Below are 17,589 nucleotides of genomic sequence, written 5' to 3'. Positions count from 1 at the left end.
TCATGGTACCCGAACGCCGATCACACATGCGGCCCCTCGGGGCTGCCCTGAGACATAGAGAGACCGAGACATGGCCATCGAACGCACCCTTTCGATCATCAAGCCCGACGCAACCCGCCGCAACCTGACCGGCAAGATCAACGCCAAGTTCGAAGATGCCGGCCTGCGCATTGTCGCACAGAAGCGCATCCAGCTGACCATCGCGCAAGCCGGCGAGTTCTACTCGGTGCACAAGGAACGCCCCTTCTTCGGCGAACTGACCGAATTCATGGCCTCCGCTCCGGTCGTCGTGCAGGTTCTGGAAGGCGAAGGCGCCATCGCGAAGAACCGCGAAGTCATGGGTGCAACCAACCCCGCAGACGCTGCCGCCGGCACCATCCGTGCCGAGTTCGCTGAATCCGTGGGTGAAAACTCCGTGCACGGCTCCGATGCTCCGGAAACCGCGGCCGAGGAAATCGCCTACTTCTTCTCGGGCCTCGAACTGGTCGGCTGAGCCGTCCTTTCATTCGACGCGACGTGAGACATGAAAACCGCCGGAGAGCAGTCTCCGGCGGTTTTTCGTTGCGGATGCGGGGTGGGGGCTGATGCGGGGTGGGGCTCTGCCCCCGCGCCTGCGGCGCTCCCCCGGGATATTTTGGGCCAGATGAGGGAGCCGGGCGCCTCCTTCCGTCAGTCGCGCAGGATGACCCAGAGAGCGTGGATGATGCCGGGGATATAGCCCAGGATCGTCAGGATCAGGTTGATCCAGAAGTGCTTGCCGAAGCCCACCTGCAGCAGCACGCCGACGGGCGGCAGAAGGATGGCGATGAGGACGCGCAGGAGGTCTGCGCCGATGGGATCGCGGGTGCGTGTCTGGTCCATGATATGGTCCTTTCCGTATCTGCGGTTGCAGACCCAACGGGAAGGGGGCTGCACGGGTTCCGTGCAAGATTGGCTGCGGGGGCTCACTCTGGCGCCGGGTGAATCCCCATCCGGTGCAGGAAGGCGGCAAGATCAGGGGGCAGCTCGCCCTCGGCGGGCGGGCCCTTGGCGGCGGAGCAGATCGCGTCGAAGCGGGCGCGCAGCGCCTCTTTCTCGGCGCCCCGGCAATCGTTCCAGGGGCGGCCCTGAAGCCCCATGACCATGGCGTAATAGGTGATGAAATGCGGCCTCTGGCCGGATTTCAGCAGGCGCGCATAGACCTCGTCAGGCGGGAGCGCCCGCAGTGCCTCGGCGGTGGGGATGCCGGCGCGGGTCAGCGCCTTTTCCATGGCGGGGCCGAGATTGCGGATGGTGGTGAGGGCGCTCATGGGGGCGAGGTTTCGGCCGGCGCGCGCCGACGGTCAAGCGTGATCTGCCCGATGTGCGGGCCTTTCAGCGGGTGCAGGGGCGGGGTTTCGGCTGCGATCTGCGCCATGGGCGCCGGGGCACCTTGCATCCCGGCGGAGCGCATGGTTTCGTAACGGTATACCAATGGCGTACTTTACCGGGGGCGGGACATGCACTTCGACACGGTCATTCATGGCGGACAGATCGCCACGGCGGATTTCCTCTTTGACGGGGATATCGGGATCCGCGACGGGCGGATCGTGGCGGTGGCCGAAAAGCTGGACGGGGGAGACCGCCGCGTCGATGCGGGCGGGCGCATCGTGATGCCGGGCGGCATCGAGGCCCATGCCCATATCGCGCAGGAAAGCGCCACCGGGCTGATGACGGCGGATGATTACCTCTCGGGCTCGATCAGCGCGGCCTTTGGCGGCAATTCGAGCTTCATCCCCTTTGCGGCCCAGCACCGGGGCCAGAGCATCGACAACGTCATCGAGACCTATGACCAGCGCGGCGCGCGGTCGGTCATCGACTATTCCTATCACCTGATCGTTTCGGACCCGTCGGAAGAGGTGTTGTCCGACCAGCTGCCGCGGGCGTTTCAGCGCGGCATCACCAGCTTCAAGGTGTTCACCACATATGACGCACTGGTGCTGCCCGATGCGCAGATGCTGGATATCCTGAGCGTGGCACGCGAGCACGGCGCCATCACCATGGTACATTCCGAGAATGACGGCATGGTGAAATGGATGAACCGGCAGCTGGCGCGCGAGGGGCTGACGGCGCCGAAATACCACGCGATCAGCCGGCCCGAACTGGCCGAGGAAGAGGCGATCCACCGGATGATCCAGCTGGCGAAGCTGGCCGATGCGCCGCTGTTCATCGTCCATGTCAGCACGGCGGGTGGCGCCGAGATCGTGCGGCGGGAGAAGCAGGCGGGGGTGAAGCTCTTTGCAGAGACCTGTCCTCAGTACCTGGCGCTGACGCGTGCGGACCTGGACCGCGAGGGCATGGAGGGGGCCAAGTACATCTGTTCGCCGCCGGTGCGCGACCGCGCGACGCAGGATGCGCTCTGGCATCACGTGGCGATGGGAACATTCGAGAGCGTATCCTCGGACCATGCGCCCTATCGCTTTGACGAGACGGGCAAGTTCGCCAATGGGCGCGACGTGGCCTATCCGAAGATCGCCAATGGCATGCCGGGGATCGCGGCCCGGCTGCCGTATCTCTTTTCCGAAGGCGTGATGACGGGGCGGATCACGCTGGAGCAGTTCGTGGCGCTGTCCTCGACCAATGCGGCCAAGACATTCGGCGTGACGCGCAAGGGGCGGATCGCGCCGGGGATGGACGCGGATATCGCGATCTGGAACCCGGAGGTGACGCGGCAGGTGACGCTGGCCGATCAGCACGACAACATGGATTTCAGCCCCTTCGAGGGCATGGAGCTGACCGGCGCGCCGGAGCTGGTGATGACGCGCGGCGCGGTGATCGTGGAGGATGGCGCGCTGAAGGCCCGCGAGGGGCAGGGGAGGTTCATCGCCCGGGCGCCCGTCGATCTGCGCGGCAAGCCGGGATACACCGCCAAGGAGCTGGACCCGGCGCAGAACTTCGGCGCGGTGCTGAGGTGAAGGAGATCCTGATCCTGAACCCGAATTCCACCGTCGCGGTGACCGAGGGGATTGCCGAGGTGGTGGCGCCACTGGCCGGTGCGGGAGTGCTGTTTGTCTGCGAGGAGCTCTCGGACGGGCCGGCGACCATTGCCAGCGATGCGGACGTGGCGCGGGCCGGCCTCGGCTTTGCGGCGCGGGTGGCGGCGCGGCGGGCGGATGCCTATGTGAGTGCCTGTTTCTCCGATCCTGGTGTGGAGATTGCGCGGGGCGCGCAGGGGGCGCCGGTGATCGGCATTCAGGAGGCCAGCCTGCTGACCGCCATGGCGCGGGCGGACCGCTTCGGGATCATCGCGCTTGCGCCCGGGGTGCTGGAGCGGCACCGGCGCCGGATCCGCGCCATGGGGGTGGAGAGCCGCTTTGCCGGGGAGCTGGCACTCCCCGGCGTTTCGGCGCTGGCCTCGGGGCGGGACCCGGAGGTCTTTGCGCGCTGTGTCGACCTCGGCCGCCGGCTGAGGGGCATGGGCGCGGGGGCGGTGGTGCTGGGCTGTGCCGGGATGGCGCCGATACGCGCCCGTCTGGAAGCCGAGATCGGCGTGCCGGTGATCGACCCGGTGATGGCCGGCGCCGTGATGGCGCTCGGCGCTGTTCTGTGAGCCTCAGAAGGTCTTGATCGCGGCGCCGAAGTAGAAGGCATCGGCATCGAAGCGATAGCCTGCGCGCAGGGTGGTGGGCCCATCGCCGAGGCGCTGCGAGACGCCGAGGGTCTGTTCATCGTAATTGTCGCTGCCTTCGGCAGAGGCCTCGACCGCGAAGCCGGAGCGCCCGAAACCCGTTTGCAGCCCGGTGAACCAGGTGTTGTCGACGGTGTCGTAGCTGGCATCCAGGCCGAGCCGGCCGAAGGAGGTGACCTGGCCGCGTTCGAAGGCGAGGCGGCCGCCGAGCTCGAGGTCTTCGTCGGGGCCGTGATCGTTATAGGATTTGCCGAGGCTCGGGCCAATGCGGAACGTGCCGAGATCGTCGAAGGTGACGCCATAGGCGACATAGGCGCTAAGGGCGGAGCCGCCCTGGTATTCGAGATAGGTTGCGCCGAAGGTGAGCGGGCCGCCGCTGCCCGAGATCACCGCCCGGGAGCCGGCGCTGCCGCCGTCGAACTGGAAAAGATTGCCATCGGCCAGGGCGAGGCCCGGAATGGCAAGAAGCAGGGCGGCGGGCAGGGCTGCGCGCAAGGGAAACGGCATGGGAGGGGCCTTCTGAGCTGGGAAATCCTGAGGGACGATTCACTGCCATCTGCAACATGGCAAATCACGGATTGCGGCGCGGCTGAGAAGAGCGGAAATCCGCGCTCACGTATCATGAGAGCGCGGAAGGAAACAGTGAAAACGACCGTGCTGCAGGCTCTTACACCGGATCCGGCGCCTTGAGGGCGATCACCGCCTCGACTTCGCAGGTGATATTGCCGGGCAGGGAGGCGACGCCCACGGAGGTGCGGGCGTGGCGCCCCGCCTCGGGGCCGAAGGCCTCGATGAAGACTTCGGAACAGCCGTCGATCACGCCGGGATGTCCGGTGAAATCGGCCGGCGCGTTGACGAAGCCGAGCAGCTTGACCACGTGGTCGACCCGGTCGAGATCTCCGATCTCGCGCTGGAGGTTGGCGAGCAGGGCAAGGCCCACGCGACGGGCCCTGGCGCGGGCCTCCTCGGGCGAGACATCAGCGCCGACCTTGCCGGTCATCGGCTGACCGGCGTCGTCGAGCGGCGCAAGGCCCGAGAGATAGACCTGCCCGCGCGTGGTGCGCGCGGGCAGGAACATGGCAACCGGTGCGGGCGGCGGCGGCAGCTGGGCGATGATGGCGAGATTGACCGTCATGCCGGGCGGCTCACTTGAGATCGGAGCAGGCGGCGGCCATGGCCAGCTCGGACTGCAGCGAGGTGAGGTGGACGGAGCCACCCGCCGGCGGCCAGATGCCGCGCTTCGAGCCCTCGACCCGGGCCTCGGCACGGGCATCGAGCGAGGCATAGGGCCAGATGTGCATCATTTTCATGGGCGCGCCCTCGACCGAGCCCATGATCGACAGAAGCGGCGAAAGCTCCTCGCGGGCGGGAATGCCACGGGCCCAGGCCTCCTCGGTTTCCGCGAGGCCGCCGGGGGCGAGCGTGTAGGTGCGGAACTCGTAGAAGGGGCCGTAGCTGCCGGGGGTGATCGGGCGGGCAAAGCCGAAGGGCTTGAAGGCGGTGCGCTCGACACCGCCCAGATGCTCGCCGATGCCATAGGGATCGGCCGCCTCCATGCAGCGGGCACGTTCTGCGGTGAGGGCTTCTGTGTTTTCGTATTCGGTGAGGAAATGGAAGCGGTTCAGCACGCCGAATTCCACCGAGAAGACGCCGAGCGGCGTGCCGGTAGAGGAGAAATTGCCGTAGATTTCGGCAAGTTTCGGCATCACCGCCCCGATCCGGTTGGGCAGGAGGGCAAGCGTGGTGAGATCGTAGAGCATGGTCATCTTTCCGGTTCTGACAGGCTGGCGCACTAAAGGTGCGCCAATGGTATACCGTTTAGAAGCCACAGGAGCCACAGCTTTGCAAGTTGCCTGCGCGCCAATTGCGGTTGATTTGCCAGGGCTTGCACGGGGAGGGTGGCAGGCAGGAAAAAGGGCGCCGCAAAATGAGGCGCCCTGCCGAGACGTTTCAGTGCGCTGACGTATGGCGCCCTAACGCGAGATGCCGGTGAGACGGTTGATGATCGCAACCTTCACGTTGGTGATGTGCTGTTCCATCGCATCATGTGCACGGGCGGTGTCGCCACTCTCGACCGCGTCGAGAAGCTTGGTGTTCTCGGCGAGATCGAAGCTCGATTCGTGCGGGTTGCGGTAGGCGTTGAGCACATGGGTGCGCCGGCGCAGGTCGCGGATCATGCCGGCGAGCAGATGGTTTCCGGAGGCATCGGCGATCTCGCCATGCAGCATGTCGTCGACCAGCCAGATGTCGGCGAGGGTGGCATCTTCCTTCTCCGCGAGGTCGTTCATGGCGGTGCGGATCCGGTCGATCGTGGCCTTTGGCAGGCGCCCGGCGGCCAGGCGCGCGGCCTCTGCCTCGAGCAGCTGACGGACGTTGAGGATCTCGATCAGGGCTTCGGTGGAGAAGGGCGAGACGGTGACGCCACGGTTTGCCTGCTTGTAGACGAGACGCTCGGCCTCGAGCCGGCCTAGGGCCTCGCGGATGGGCGTGCGGGAGGCATTGAGACGCTCGGCCATGCGACGCTCGACGATGACGTCGCCCGGGCGGAGCTCTCCGGAGATGAGGATCTGGATGAGCTGCTGGTAGACTTGCTCGGTGAGATTCTGCTTGGTCTCCGGGGTGGAGGCCGCGCTCGGGGCAGTCATCGGGGCAGCAGCCGTCATTCTCGTCTCCATTCGCGTCGCGTGTCTGTCTGTCTATACCTATCGGCGTACACTTGGAAGGCCCGAGGTATAGGGATTGTATTCCAAGTGTTTTTAGCGCGGGCGGTTTGCCGAAAATCTCGCCCCGCGAGAAATCCCCAGTCTGAAATTCAGGATTTCCCGCAGAGAAGGCTTGAAATCCGAAAAGGCTTCATGGAGTGTCAATGGTATACCAATGGCGTGCAATTTGCGCGCCAGCCGGATGAACAGGGAGCTAGCGATGAGCCCATGGCGCGCCACATGCATCCAGATGCGTAGCGAAAGAGCCTGCGAGGCGGCTGATGACATTGCCGCGCAGGAGGTGATCGGGCGTAACCGGGCGCGGCTGATCGGCATGATCGAGGCGGCCTGTGCCAGCGGTGATAAGCCCGACCTGGTGGTCTTTCCCGAGTTCGGCCTGCAGGGGCCGCCGCTGGGCATGCCGGTGGCCGACTGGATCCGCCGGGCGTGCTTTACGCTGCCGGGGCCGGTGACGGCGCCGCTGCAGGCGCTTGCCAGGCGGGAAGGGATCTATATCTGCGGCAATGCCTTCGAGGCGCCGGAGGAATGGCCGGGGCGCTATTTCAACACCTCCTTCATCATCGGGCCCGATGGCGACGTGATCCTGCGCTATCGGCGGGTGAACACCGCCGCCTTTCCCAGCGTGCATGATTTCCGCAGCGATTACCTGAAGGTGACGCCGCAGGAGGAGGTGATGCCGGTGGTGGATACGCCGCTGGGCCGGCTCTGCGTGATCGCCTGTGGCGAGATCACCGTGCCCGAGGTGGCACGCTGCATGATGATGCAGGGGGCCGAGGTGATCCTGCATCCGACGAATTCGCGGTTCAGCGCCGCGCAGGAGGCCGCCAAGCTCTGCCGGGTGAGCGAGAACATGTGCGCCATGGTCTCGGGCAACGTGGCGGGCGCCATCGGGTTTTCGCCCGACGGCACCTTTACCGGCGGGCGCAGTCATATCCTCGATCACGTGGGCAATACCCTGGCCTTCCAGGAGGACGCCGGGGAGAGCATCGGCGTGTCCGCGCTGATCGACATCGAGGCCCTGCGCCGGGATCGGCGCGCCGACACCGGGCTGAGCAATCCGCACCTGCGGGCGCGCTACGAGATGTACGTGCCCTATTACGAGGCCGCCCGGTTCTACCCGGCGGATTTCTTTCTCGAGGCCCCGATGGTGGACGTGCGCGAGACGACCGCCGCCATTGCCCGGGCCCGCGCCAATCTGGAACGCGCAGGCGTTCTGACCCCCTTGCCGGCCGGAGCAACCGAGCCGCTCTCAACTGTTGAACACTAGGAGATCAAGATGATTACAGCAGAGGAAAACGTGGATCTGTGCGCCGTGGGGCGCGGAACGCTGATGGGGGAATTCTTTCGCCAGTTCTGGACCCCGGTCTGCCTCAGCTCCGAGCTGGTGGCGGATGGCGATCCGGTGCGGCTGATGATCCTGGGCGAGAAGCTGATCGGCTTCCGCGACACGGAAGGCCGGGTGGGGGTGATGGATCACCGCTGTCCGCACCGCTGCGCTTCGCTGTTCTTTGGCCGCAACGAACATGGCGGCATCCGCTGTGCCTACCACGGCTGGAAGTTCGACGTGAACGGCAAGTGCCTGGACCAGCCGAACCTGGAGGACAAGTCGAAGTACCCGGCCGGCACGCCCTCCTATGCCTACAAGACCTGCGAGAGCGGGGGCATCGTCTTTGCCTATTTCGGTGAGCGTCAGGACAACCCGCCGCCGCTGCCCGAGATCGAGGCGATCATGGGCGAGGGCGACGACCGCAACATCGCGCTGACCCACCGCGACTGCAACTACATGCAGGCGCTGGAAGGGGATATCGATACCTCGCACCTGGGCTTTCTGCACATGGGCGGGATCGACGGTGACAACCTGGATATGTCCGACCCCGAGACCTACACGGTGACCGAGAAGGCGCCCAAGATCAACGTTTCGGTCATGCCCTTCGGCACGATGTATTCGGCGCAGCGCGATGCCATGGAAGGCCATGAGCACCAGCGCTATGCCTCCTATCTCTTCCCGTTCTGGGTCACCTACCCGGGCGGTGGCGAACTGGGCGAGGCCAAGACCGCCAATGCCTGGGTGCCGATCGACGACGACAGCTGCATGATCTTCAACATCGACCTGAGCCGCGCGGCCGGCGGCGGCAAGAAGCGGCTGAAGTACAAGGACGGCGAACCGGTGAAGGGCCTGGAGCGGCCGCTGGAATACCTGCCGACCACCACCGACTGGAAGGGCCGCTGGCGCCCGGTCAAGGACCACAGCAACGACTATGGCATCGACCGCGAATGGCAGCGCTCGGGGGACAGCTATACCGGCATCGTCGGCGTGCCGCTGCAGGACCAGGCGATCCAGGAGAGCATGGGCCACATCGTCGACCGGACCATGGAGCACCTGGCGGCCTCTGACCGGATGGTGATCCTGACCCGCCGGGTGATGCTCGATGCCGCGCTGGCCTGGCGCGACAACAAGGAATTGCCAGATTTCGTGGATCATCCCGAATACGCCCGGCAGGCCCATGGCGGCGACATTGTGGTGCCCAAGGGCACCGACTGGCTGGACGGCTACGAGGAGCACATGGCCAAGATGAAGGGCTATACCCCGCCGCCGGAGGCCGCAGAATGACGGCCCATTTTGCAAAGGAGGCCGGCGCCGGAGAGGCGCCGGTTTCGGCGCCTGAGACAACGGTCGAGACGTTGGGCGAGACCATGGACCTGAGAGTGCAGGCGATCCGCTGGGAGGCGGAGACCGTGCGTTCCATCGAGCTGCGTGCCCCTGACGGCCGGGCCCTGCCGGGCATCGAGGCCGGCGCCCACGTGGACCTGGCGCTGCCCGGTGACATGATGCGGAGCTATTCGCTGACCAACGGGCCGGAGCGCCGCGATGCCTACGTGGTGGGCGTGAACCGCGACGCCGAGAGCAAGGGCGGCTCGGCCTATCTCTGCGAGGCGCTGCGGGTGGGTGACATGGTGCGGGTCACGCCGACCCGCAACAATTTCCCGCTGGCCGCCGAGGCGCGGGAGAGCGTGTTTTTTGCCGGCGGAATCGGCATCACGCCGGTGCTGTCGATGATCCGGCACCTGGAGGCGCAGGGCGCCGAATGGGCACTGATCTACGCGGTGCGCAACCGCGCCTCTGCGGCCTTTCTGGCCGAGCTGGAGATGCTGGACGCGGGCCGGGGGCGGCTGACGCTGCACGAGGATGATCGTGCGGGCGCGGTGCTGGACCTGGCGCATCACCTGAAGGCCGCAGGCGAGGGCGCCCATCTGTACTGCTGTGGCCCGGCGCCGATGATCGACGCCTTCGAGGCGCTCTGCGAAGGTCGTCCCGAGAGCCACGTGCATGTGGAGCGTTTCGAGGGTGTCGAAGCTGCAGGCGCCGAACGCGGCTTTACCGTGGTGCTGAAGCGCAAGGGCATCGAGCTGGAGGTGCCGGCCGGCAAGACCATCATGGAAGTGCTGCAGGAGGCCGGCGTGCGCGTGGCTTATTCCTGCCAGTCCGGGGTTTGCGGCACCTGCGAGACGCGCGTGATCGAGGGCGAGCCGGACCACCGCGATAACGTGCTGTCGGAGCGTGAGCGCCAGCGGGGCGGCGTGATGATGATCTGCTGCTCGCTGGCCCGGAGCGAACGCCTGGTGCTGGATATCTGAGCTTTTCCCAGCTGACGTCCCCGTCAGGACCTTACCCCGCCGGGCGCCGCCCGCGCGGGGTCTTTTCATGCTTCCGAGCGGAAGTCGGAAGGGTCCGGGCGGCTGGCCATTCAGGTTAGATCAAGAAAAAGACGCCCCGGCGGGATGACCGGGGCGCTTCTGCGAGGGAGGGGGAAGGCGGACTTCCTGGCTAGCCCTCGCCGGTGACATCCACTGTGGGTCTCCAGGGGATGGTCACCTTCTCGAGCCTGGACATGCCGGCAAAGAACAGCATCCCGATGACCGAGATCAGGATGATCGCGGCGAACTGACGGGCGATGTCGAAGTTGGCCCCGGCAATGAGGATAAGGTAGCCCAGCCCCTTGTCGGCCCCGATGAACTCGGCGACGATGGCGCCGATGACCGAGAGCACGGTGGCCAGCTTGAGCCCGGCGAAGATGTTGGGCAGGGCGCGGGGCAGGCGGAACTTCCAGAAGATCTGCCAGCCGGAGGCGCCCATGGAGCGCGCCAGGTGCATCATGTCCTGGGTCGTGGCGTTCAGGCCCATCACCGTGTTGATCACGATGGGGAAGAAGGACAGCAGGATCACGATGACGATCTTGGGCGCAATGCCATAGCCGAACCAGGTGAGCAGCAGCGGCGCGATGGCGACCTTTGGGATGGTCTGGCTCATCACGATGAGCGGGTAGACCGAGCGCTGGATGAAACCGGAATAGACCACGGCGACGGCCAGCGGGATACCGATGAGGACGGCGCAGAGATAGCCGAAGAGTACCTCTCCGGCGGTGACCAGAGCATTGGGCCAGAGGCGGCCCCAGTAGGAGATCATCTCGGCCATGATCGCGGTGGGCGAGGGCAGGATGTACTCGGGGATGTCGCGAACCTGTACGATGAACTGCCAGAAGAGGATCACGCAGATCAGCGTCCAGAGCGCGGGCGGGATGGCATCGAAGGTGCGCCGCAGGATATTGGCGCGGGGTTCGAAGCTGCTGTCGGTGACGGAGGCCATGATCAGTATTCCTCTCTGAAGACGCCGAGAGATTTGAAGATACCCGTCAGCTCGTGGACATAGCCGATGAACTTCGGATCCTCGCGCATGGCGAGGCGGCGGGGGCGGGGCAGGTCGATGTCGATCACGCGCTCGATCTGACCGGGGCGGGGCGTCATGACCACGACGCGGTCCGACAGGAAGATCGCCTCGGAGATCGAATGGGTGATGAAGAAGACGGTCATGTCGCGCTCGGCACAGATGCGCATCAGGTCGATCTGAAGCTGGTCGCGGGTCATGGCGTCGAGGGCGCCGAAGGGTTCGTCCATCAGCAGCAGATGGGGTTCGTGCAGCAGGGCGCGGCAGATCGAGACCCGCTGGCGCATGCCGCCCGAGAGCTCGTTCGGGTAGGCATCCTCGAAGTCCTGCAGCGAGACCATGCGCATCAGGGCGCGGGCCTTCTGGCGCGCCTCGGTCTTGTCGGTCTTGCGCAGCTCGGCCTGGATCAGGATGTTGTCGATGGCGGTGCGCCATTCCAACAGAACATCCTGCTGGAACACGATGCCGAGGTCGGAATTGGGCGCGTCGATCACCTTGTCACCGACGGTGATCGTGCCGTCGGTGGACGACAGCAACCCGGAGAGCAGCATCAGCAGTGTGGATTTGCCACAGCCCGACGGCCCCAGCACGGAAACGAACTCGCCCCGGGCGATATCGAGGTCGACGGCACGCAGCGCTTCGACCTTGCCCTTGCGGCTGTTGAAGATCTTGGTGACGCCGGACATCGATACGTGACCGTCCCCGGTGTTCCGGATGGGCGCGCGAGTCTCGATGGGGTCTTCCGCGACCGGGTCCTGCAGGGCGGTCGTGGTGGGGGTCATGACTTGCATATCACTCCTGCCGGGCGGGCCGGCTCCCTGTTGGTTGTCGTGGGCCGCGGGCGGGGATCGCCCGCAGCAGGCGGGCTCAGACCGCGCGGATGGCACCGCCGTCGACGCGGATGATCGAACCGGTGACGTAGCTGGCCTGGGTACTTGCGAGGAAGGCTCCGACGGCGCCGAACTCCTCGGGCGTGCCATAGCGGCCGGCGGGGATGCTGGCGGCGGAGGCTGCGGCGACCTCCTCGACGCTCTTGCCGCTGCGGGAGGCGGCGGCGGCATCGAGGGAGGCGGTGCGTGCGGTGCCGATGCGGCCCGGCGCCATGATGTTGACGGTCACGCCGTCGCCCGCCACTTCGCCGGCGAGGGACTTCATGAAGCCCACCAGGGTGGAGCGCAGGGCGTTCGACATCGGCAGGTGCGGGATCGGCTGGACCACGCCGGAGGAGGTGACGGTGATGATCCGGCCCCAGCCGCGTGCGCGCATGCCGGGAAGCAGGGCGAGGGTGGTGCGGATCACCGGGTCGACCATGGCGCCGTATTGCGCCTGCATCACATCGGGGTCGATGCCGGAGGGCGTGCCCGGGGGCGGGCCGCCGGTGTTGTTCACGAGAATGTCGACCTGGCCCGTGCGGCGGCTGGCAGCGGCGACGAGGGTCGTCGAGACCTCAGGATCGGTGAGGTCGGCTGCGACGAAATCGCAGCGTTCGGCCAGCTCCGGCGGCATGCCTTCGATGGCGGCGGCAAGGCGCTCTTCGGAGCGGCCGGAGAGGGTGACGCTTGCGCCCTCGGCCAGCAGGGCGCTGGCAATGGCGAGACCGAGGCCGGAGCTGGCACCGGTGATGAGGGCATGTTTGTTGGTTAGTCCGAAATCCATGAGTCCTGATCTTTCCGTGGGGCAATTGCCCGGTGGACGGGGCCGCGGAAGGGAAGGCGGCCCCGTCGGTGCGTGGTCCGCCGTCAGTTGCTGGCGGCGGGCTGTGCCGGGTAGTAATCGGCGGTGTAGATGTCATCGACGGTCAGGCCAGGCTCCATGCCGGAGTATTTCTCCAGCAGGTCGATGGTGAGCTGAACGTCCTCGGGGGCGACGGCGCCATAGGGCATGCCCTCGCTGGCGGCGGTGTGCTCGTACTTCTGCATCACCTTGATCTCGTTCAGGATCCCCTCGGGATCGACGTCCGGGCGGTATTCCATCATGATGTCGCGCGCGGCGACCGGATCGGCGGCGACGTCGGCCTTGGCCTTGATGATGGCCTCGAGGAAACCGGTCACCTCGTCACCGTGCTCGGCCAGGAAATCCTTGCGGACGATGACCGAGGATCCGAGCAGGTTGACCCCGTAATCGGCGAAGAGCATCGGCTCTTCGATGGGCTTGATGGCGCTGACCTTGTCGCCATCAGGGTTGGCCCAGCCGTTGATGAAGTCGACATCGCCCTTGAGCAGGGCCACGCGGTCGGCACCGCCGTTGACGATGATGATCTTGACTGTGTCCATGTCGACGCCGTTGGCCTCGGCGAAGGCCTTGATCATGCCGTCCTCGAGGTTTCCGGCGTCGGTTCCGAGGCGCTTGCCCTCGATATCCTTGGGTGTGGTGATGCCGGAGCCCTCGAGGCTGATGATCGAGGTGGGGTCCTTCTGCAGGAGACCTGCAACGGCGATGATGTTGTCGGCTCCGGCGGCCTGCTGGGCCTGGGCGAGAGCGCCGAGCCCGGCGATTCCGATGTCGAAATCTCCGTTGCCGATGGCCTGGATCGTGCCGGTGGAGCCATTGCCGTCGACGATGTCGACGTCTAGGCCGGCATCGGCGAAATAGCCCTTTTCAGCGGCCATGAAGAAGGGGGCATCAACCCCGCCGGCAATCCATGCAAGGCGCAGTTTCACGTCTTCTAGCTCTTGTGCCTGGGCGGCGGAAAGGCAGGTCGTGCCCAGAAACGCAGCGGCGGCAAGGGCGCTGGTGGCCCTGAGAAAATGGTGTGTCATCTTGGGTCCTGTTGGCTGAGAGGCATGTTTGTTCTTTTTGGTATTTAAATGGTATGCCACTGGCATCTTGCCGGTCAAACGTCGGTATGGCAAATCGTCCGGCTGTCGGGAAAAGCGCGCGGAAATTGGCCTGCCTGCCTGCAAAACCGGCGTTTGCGGTGAATCTTCGGTATCAGCCGCCGTGGGCGCCACGCCTGAGGCAAACCCGCATATGAAAACGGCCGCCCGATGGGGGCGGCCGTCTTTGATGCTATGTGGCGGAGAGGGGATCAGGCCTCGCGGGTGATCCCGGCGGCCTCTAGATTGGCCAGCGCCTTTTTCTGGACCGGAGCGAAATCATCGTTGGTCTCGACCGCCCGGGCGGCAAGGCCGTTGGCGGGATAGATGTCGGCGGTGCCGTAGTATTCACGGTACATCTCGAGGCGGGTGCGCAGGATCGAGTTGCCCATGCCGAGATCCTGGCGCGCCGTGCGGAGCGCGGCGACGTCAATCATGGCGGAGCAGGCAATGCTCTCCTCGGCGCTTTCCTCGAAGGCGATGCGGTTGCCGCGGAAATCGACGATCATCGAATGGCCGCCGGTCAGCGTGTCGGAGAAGCCCGCGGTGCCAGCCAGGTTGGTCGAGATGACGTAAACCATGTTTTCGTGGGCGCGGCACTGCTTGGCCATGTCGGCAATTGGGGTCAGGGGCTCGTTGTTCGGGTGCAGGATGACCTCGGCGCCGCGCAGCATGAAGACGCGGGTGATCTCGGGCACGTTGACCTCGCCACAGGGATAGATCGCCAGGCGGCCGAGCTCGGTATCGACGACGGGGAAGATACCATCTTCGCCGTATTCGGCACGGTATTCATCGAGGATGTCGTGGGGGGAGGTCCAGCTGCCGGTGTTGATGCGGCGATAGCGCAGGATCACCTCGCCATTGGGGTCAAGCAGGAAGGAGGAGTTGAAGTAGCGGTCGGGCCATTTGGGATCGACCTCGAAATGGTTGCCGGCGATGTAGATGTCGAATTCACGGCAGAGATCCGCCAGCGTCTCGGTGATGGCGCCGGGGATCGTGGTGCAGGCATTCTCGATCCAGGTGCTGGCAGGCACATGACGCTGCGGGCCGGTAAAGACGAATTCCGGTAGCACGACGAGCTTGGGCGGGGTGGGACCCTCGCAGGCCTCGCGAATCTTGGCCATGGCGTTGGCGAGGTTGCCGTTGATGATCTCCCATACCGCGTCTTTCGACGTGGCATTACAGGCGATCTTGCTTTCGATCTGGATACATGTGGCGCGCCAAGGTGCAATGGCCATCTGCGACTCCCTGTCAGTCTTGAATGTCTGTTGTATAGTTTTGTGTGCAGGTGGTATACCAATGGGACGCAAAAGGTGTCAATGAGTGGTATTAATGGGTTCGCGCCACTGTAGAGAGCCCTTTCCCGCACGAAGAGAGTGCAGGGGTGCCAGGCTTTCCTCTCCGGGAGAGTTGCGGTATGGCTTTGGTCGACCAAGGGGATGCAACTCGGCCGGCGCCCGGCAGCACCTGTCCCGAAACATGAAAACAGTACGATGGGAGTGGGCCAGTGGACCGCATCGCATTTTCCAGAGACCTGATCGATAGCGACCCGTCGGTGGCTGTCGGCGGGAATGCCGAGAAGAGCTTGTCGGAGATCGCCTATGCGCGGATCCTGGACATGCTGCTGTCGGGCGAGGTGAAGCCGGGCGAGGCCCTGCACGAGCGGCGTCTGGCACAGATGATGGAGATCAGCCGCACGCCGGTGCGCGAGGCGCTGTTTCGACTGGAGGCCGAGGCGCTGATCCTGCGGGGGCCGGGGCGCAACCTGATCGTGGCCGACATCAGCGTCGAGAGCTATGTGCGGCTGCTGGATCTGAGGCGGATCATGGAGGTGGAAGCCGCGGGCCGGGCCACGGGGCGGATCGGCGAGGAGAAGCTGAGGGAAGTCGAGGCGCAGCTGGATCACCTGGTGCAGCTGAACGAGGTGACCTCGGCGCAGCACTGGGCGGTCGATGACCTGGTGCACCATTCGGTGGCCGAGGCCGCGGGCAACCCGATGCTGACCCAGGCCATCCGCGACCTGCGCCGGCGTACGCATATCTTCAACACCTCGCGGATCTCGCACCGGCTGCGGCCGGGGGCGGATGAACACCGGGCATTGATCCGCGCCGTGGCCGGCAATGACCCGGAGCTGAGCCGTCAGCTGATGGGCGAGCATATCGACCACGTGCGCGACGCCATCGTGGACTACATCCTCGGCATTCGCCGGTGAGCGCGGAGGGAAGCGACAGCGCGGTGAGCCCTGGCGACAACAGCCTGCAGCGCGGCCGTTTGCGCCTTGGTGTTCCGGCGCGGGGCACGCCACGGTTGCTGGCGGCCTCGATGTTGGCGCTGTTCATCGCGGCGCTGGACCAGACCATCGTCGGGCCGATCCTGGCCGATGTCATGGTGGAGTTCGAGGGCGGCGCCTGGCTGGCATGGGTGCCTACGGGGTTCCTGATGGCGGCCATGGTCTCGGCGCCGCTCTATGGCGCCATCGCCGACATACGGGGGCGGAGGTTCGCGCTCCTGCTGTCGAACGTGCTGTTCCTGGCGGGTTCGGTTGCCTGTGCCTTGGCGCCGTCGCTGCCGCTGCTGGTGGCAGCACGGATCTTGCAGGGCGCAGGGGCCGGGGGCCTGGTCTCGATACCCTTCGTGGTGGTGGCGGACCGGGTGCCAATGAGCCACAGGCCGCTCTACAGCGCGTTCATCTCGACCGTCTACGCGGTGGCGGGGCTGCTGGGGCCGCTGGCGGGCGGAAGCCTTGCGGAATTCCTGAGCTGGCGGGCGGTGTTCTGGATCAACGTCATTCCCTGCCTGCTGGTTTGGTACGGGGTGAAGACAGCGTTGACCCCACGCGCAGCGACGCGGGGGCGGTCGATCGACTGGCTCGGGGCACTGCTGTTGCTGCTGGCCACGGTACCACTGTTGCTGATCTTTTCGAACTCGGAAACGCCGGACGTGGCCGGGTCGGTGCTGCCCGCCGAAGCGCTGGCAGCGATCAGCGCGGTCTTCTGGGCGGGCTTTGCCCTGCGCATGGTTCGGGGACGTGACCCGCTGATCCCGATCGCGGTGCTGACCAACCGCACGATTCTGCTGACCTGCCTGGGGCTGGCCACGACGGTGGCCTGCAACCTCGGCCTTGCGGTCTATCTGCCACTCTATCTTCAGAGGGTCTTTGGCCTGAACGCCAGCCAGGCAGGCCTGAGCCTGCTGGTCATGGTGATGGGCGGCATGGTGGGGGCCTATATCCCGCCGCAGATCCTGAAGCGCCACCCGGCCTACAAGCCGCTGGTGGGGATCTTCTCGCTGCTGTCGAGCATCTGCGCCATTGCGATGACGCTGGTGATGGCAGGTGATCCGGGGCTGCGGGGGGTGCTGTTGCCCGCCTTCTGCCTCGGGACCGGGATCGGCATGCTCTTCCCGATCTATCCCTTGATCGTCCAGAACGCTGCGGTGAGTGCGCAGATGGGCGCGGCCATGGGCGTGATGGCCTTCATGCGCTCGATGGGCGGGCTGCTGGGGGTATCGCTGATGGGGATGATGGCGGTGCGTTCGGGGCTGGCGACAGAGGCCGGCGGGACCGCGACACTGCCGGTCTGGACGCTGGGCGCGACAGCCGCGGGGATCATGGTGCTGAACCTGGTCTGCCTGTCGCTGCTGCCGAACCGCCGTCTTGAGGGGTTCGGCAGAAAGGGTTGA

General features: G+C 65.7%; 19 protein-coding genes. 8 read left to right on the top strand and 11 right to left on the bottom strand.

The window, feature by feature from the left end; all coding sequences use genetic code 11:
- Positions 1-70 precede the first annotated feature (70 nt).
- Complete coding sequence (ndk, locus tag AC0WR5_RS10930; protein ID WP_475863077.1) at positions 71-493, top strand: nucleoside-diphosphate kinase; 423 nt, start codon at positions 71-73, stop codon at positions 491-493.
- 176 nt (positions 494-669) lie between these two features.
- Here the strand turns inward: ndk and AC0WR5_RS10925 are convergent, their stop codons facing one another.
- A complete protein-coding gene (locus tag AC0WR5_RS10925) occupies positions 670-861 on the bottom strand; it encodes a YqaE/Pmp3 family membrane protein (protein WP_475863075.1) in 192 nt (63 codons plus the stop codon).
- Between the two features lie 83 nt (positions 862-944).
- The gene (locus tag AC0WR5_RS10920; protein WP_475863073.1) at positions 945-1,289 is read right to left on the bottom strand and encodes a TfoX/Sxy family DNA transformation protein; all 345 of its coding nucleotides are present in this window, start codon (positions 1,287-1,289) and stop codon (positions 945-947) included.
- A 189-nt stretch (positions 1,290-1,478) separates the two neighbouring features.
- On the opposite strand from AC0WR5_RS10920, the gene hydA reads away from it, so the two are divergent.
- Together hydA and AC0WR5_RS10910 are read left to right on the top strand one after the other, a co-directional pair.
- Entirely contained in the window at positions 1,479-2,933 is a 1,455-nt protein-coding gene (gene hydA, locus AC0WR5_RS10915; RefSeq protein WP_475863071.1) for a dihydropyrimidinase, read from the top strand.
- A complete protein-coding gene (locus AC0WR5_RS10910; RefSeq protein WP_475863069.1) occupies positions 2,930-3,568 on the top strand; it encodes an aspartate/glutamate racemase family protein in 639 nt (212 codons plus the stop codon). The genes hydA and AC0WR5_RS10910 overlap by 4 nt, the downstream gene beginning before the upstream one ends.
- Positions 3,569-3,571: 3 nt before the next feature.
- On the opposite strand, the gene AC0WR5_RS10905 is transcribed toward AC0WR5_RS10910, so the two are convergent.
- From AC0WR5_RS10905 to AC0WR5_RS10890, 4 genes are all read right to left on the bottom strand, one after another.
- Positions 3,572-4,153, bottom strand: coding sequence for a hypothetical protein (locus AC0WR5_RS10905; RefSeq protein ID WP_475863067.1), 582 nt, complete (start codon positions 4,151-4,153; stop codon positions 3,572-3,574).
- 160 nt (positions 4,154-4,313) lie between these two features.
- Positions 4,314-4,781 carry a RidA family protein gene (locus AC0WR5_RS10900; RefSeq protein WP_475863065.1) on the bottom strand — a complete coding sequence of 156 codons (468 nt, stop codon included), beginning with the start codon at positions 4,779-4,781 and terminating at the stop codon, positions 4,314-4,316.
- A gap of 10 nt (positions 4,782-4,791) precedes the next feature.
- Positions 4,792-5,412, bottom strand: a complete 621-nt coding sequence (locus AC0WR5_RS10895; RefSeq protein ID WP_475863063.1) for an NIPSNAP family protein — start codon at positions 5,410-5,412, stop codon at positions 4,792-4,794.
- Positions 5,413-5,619: 207 nt separating this feature from the next.
- Complete coding sequence (locus AC0WR5_RS10890) at positions 5,620-6,309, bottom strand: GntR family transcriptional regulator (RefSeq protein ID WP_475863062.1); 690 nt, start codon at positions 6,307-6,309, stop codon at positions 5,620-5,622.
- A gap of 259 nt (positions 6,310-6,568) precedes the next feature.
- Between AC0WR5_RS10890 and AC0WR5_RS10885 the strand changes: the two genes are divergently transcribed.
- Genes AC0WR5_RS10885 through AC0WR5_RS10875 form a run of 3 tightly spaced genes read left to right on the top strand, consistent with a single transcriptional unit; the run spans position 6,569 to position 10,005 of the window.
- Positions 6,569-7,636 carry a nitrilase-related carbon-nitrogen hydrolase gene (locus tag AC0WR5_RS10885; protein ID WP_475863061.1) on the top strand — a complete coding sequence of 356 codons (1,068 nt, stop codon included), beginning with the start codon at positions 6,569-6,571 and terminating at the stop codon, positions 7,634-7,636.
- A gap of 9 nt (positions 7,637-7,645) precedes the next feature.
- A complete protein-coding gene (locus tag AC0WR5_RS10880) occupies positions 7,646-8,980 on the top strand; it encodes a Rieske 2Fe-2S domain-containing protein (protein WP_475863060.1) in 1,335 nt (444 codons plus the stop codon).
- Entirely contained in the window at positions 8,977-10,005 is a 1,029-nt protein-coding gene (locus AC0WR5_RS10875; protein WP_475863059.1) for a PDR/VanB family oxidoreductase, read from the top strand. The genes AC0WR5_RS10880 and AC0WR5_RS10875 overlap by 4 nt, the downstream gene beginning before the upstream one ends.
- Before the next feature lie 190 nt (positions 10,006-10,195).
- Here AC0WR5_RS10875 and AC0WR5_RS10870 read toward each other — a convergent pair whose 3' ends face one another.
- The 5 genes from AC0WR5_RS10870 to AC0WR5_RS10850 form a co-directional block, all read right to left on the bottom strand.
- A complete protein-coding gene (locus AC0WR5_RS10870; RefSeq protein WP_475863058.1) occupies positions 10,196-11,014 on the bottom strand; it encodes an ABC transporter permease in 819 nt (272 codons plus the stop codon).
- 2 nt (positions 11,015-11,016) lie between these two features.
- Positions 11,017-11,874, bottom strand: a complete 858-nt coding sequence (locus tag AC0WR5_RS10865; RefSeq protein ID WP_475863057.1) for an ABC transporter ATP-binding protein — start codon at positions 11,872-11,874, stop codon at positions 11,017-11,019.
- 85 nt (positions 11,875-11,959) lie between these two features.
- Positions 11,960-12,748 carry an SDR family oxidoreductase gene (locus tag AC0WR5_RS10860; protein WP_475863056.1) on the bottom strand — a complete coding sequence of 263 codons (789 nt, stop codon included), beginning with the start codon at positions 12,746-12,748 and terminating at the stop codon, positions 11,960-11,962.
- 83 nt (positions 12,749-12,831) lie between these two features.
- The gene (locus AC0WR5_RS10855) at positions 12,832-13,851 is read right to left on the bottom strand and encodes an ABC transporter substrate-binding protein (protein ID WP_475863055.1); all 1,020 of its coding nucleotides are present in this window, start codon (positions 13,849-13,851) and stop codon (positions 12,832-12,834) included.
- Positions 13,852-14,120: 269 nt separating this feature from the next.
- Positions 14,121-15,146: a nitrilase-related carbon-nitrogen hydrolase gene (locus AC0WR5_RS10850; protein WP_475863054.1), complete on the bottom strand. Its 1,026-nt coding sequence runs from the start codon at positions 15,144-15,146 to the stop codon at positions 14,121-14,123.
- Positions 15,147-15,415: 269 nt separating this feature from the next.
- On the opposite strand from AC0WR5_RS10850, the gene AC0WR5_RS10845 reads away from it, so the two are divergent.
- Positions 15,416-16,120: a GntR family transcriptional regulator gene (locus AC0WR5_RS10845; protein WP_475863053.1), complete on the top strand. Its 705-nt coding sequence runs from the start codon at positions 15,416-15,418 to the stop codon at positions 16,118-16,120.
- A 23-nt stretch (positions 16,121-16,143) separates the two neighbouring features.
- On the top strand, positions 16,144-17,589 hold the full coding sequence (locus AC0WR5_RS10840) for an MFS transporter (protein WP_475863052.1): 1,446 nt from the start codon (positions 16,144-16,146) through the stop codon (positions 17,587-17,589).

The sequence above is a fragment of the Pseudooceanicola sp. DL12 genome, assembly GCF_056270665.1.
This window is presented reverse-complemented; position numbering and strand designations above follow the sequence as displayed.